We start from the raw sequence: 916 nt of genomic DNA, 5'->3' as shown, positions 1-916 counted from the left end.
TAGACCTCTTGCAAAAGTAATTATAAGACACAACGTATATTATTGAACTCTACTTACTTAATAGATATGCCAAACATAGATAAGCTACTCAAACAAAGTGACGCTGGTTTTAAACGCTACACTGGCATTCATAAAGCCACCTTTTATAACATGCTTGAGGCCATGCAAGAGCATGAAGCATCTAAGACCAAATCAGGTAGACCAAGTGTGCTCAGTCTTAAGGAGCAGATACTACTAGCCCTGACTTATTGGCGTGAATACCGCACGCTTTATCATATCAGTATGGACTTTGGTATTCATGAGTCTTCTGCTAGCCGTATCATTCGTAAAGTAGAAGACGTACTTATCGATTCAGGTAAGTTTGAATTGCCCAAAAAGCTGCCTAGTCGTGTCGATGAGAACATCAATTGGTCAGTCGTCATTGTCGATGCCACCGAAACCCCTATTGAGCGTCCAAAAAAAACCAAAGAGACTACTACAGCGGTAAGAAAAAACAACACACCTTAAAAGCGCAGGTTATCGTTCATTGGCAAACTGGTTTGATACTCGATGTGCAAACCTGTAAAGGGTCAATCCACGATTTTAAGCTGTATAAAGATACTTGTCCTGATTGGTTGCCTGAGAATACTAACTATCTAGCAGACAGTGGTTATCAGGGTATAGCAAATCTACATAAGCAAACTTTCACACCATTTAAGAAACCTCGTGGTGGTCAGTTATTGGAGATATGCAAACAGGCCAATCACTATCTGGCAAAGTTCCGTATTGTGGTTGAGCACAAAATAGGCTTAATCAAGTTGTTTAAAATCGTGGCTCATAAATATCGCAACCGTCGTCAGCGCTACGATCTTAGAATGAAGCTATTTGCTGGTATCATTAATTCCGAGCTTAAACTATGACTTTTGCAAGAGGTCTA

Annotated in this window: 1 protein-coding gene and 1 pseudogene; both read left to right on the top strand. The window is 40.1% G+C overall.

Annotated elements, in window-relative coordinates; all coding sequences use genetic code 11:
- The first annotated feature begins 66 nt into the window (after positions 1 to 66).
- A complete protein-coding gene (locus ACS8FC_RS15585) occupies positions 67 to 507 on the top strand; it encodes a helix-turn-helix domain-containing protein (protein ID WP_439297437.1) in 441 nt (146 codons plus the stop codon).
- Positions 508 to 515: 8 nt separating this feature from the next.
- A pseudogene (locus tag ACS8FC_RS15580) lies at positions 516 to 899 on the top strand (transposase family protein); the annotation flags it as partial.
- Positions 900 to 916: the final 17 nt, after the last annotated feature.

Source organism: Psychrobacter sp. 1Y4, assembly GCF_051847555.1.
Note: the sequence above shows the minus strand (reverse complement) of the source record. Positions and strands in the feature narration are given on the sequence as shown.